This window comes from Streptomyces lancefieldiae, assembly GCF_031845825.1.
Lineage (GTDB): Bacteria > Actinomycetota > Actinomycetes > Streptomycetales > Streptomycetaceae > Streptomyces > Streptomyces lancefieldiae.
In genome coordinates, this window is the sequence record NZ_JAVRFH010000442.1 from 1 (window position 1) to 255 (window position 255).

A 255-nucleotide genomic window follows, 5' to 3' on the forward strand; every position below is an offset into this window, starting at 1 on the left:
CCTTGGCGTACTCGGCCCACATGTAGTCGCGCTCCTCGTCGGTGACCATCTCCAGGGTCAGCTCGTCGTGGTTGCGCAGGAAGATGCCCCACTGGCAGCCCGACGGGATGGCCGGGGTCTTGGCGAGAATCTCGGAGACCGGGTAGCGGGACTCGCGGCGCACCGCCATGAAGATGCGGGGCATGACCGGGAAGTGGAAGGCCATGTGGCACTCGTCGCCGCCGGAGGCGTAGTCGCCGAAGTAGTCGACGACGT

Annotated in this window: 1 pseudogene; it reads right to left on the reverse strand. The window is 66.7% G+C overall.

Annotated features, from left to right (window positions below):
* Positions 1-255, reverse strand: a pseudogene (locus RM812_RS42880) (trehalose synthase); the annotation flags it as partial.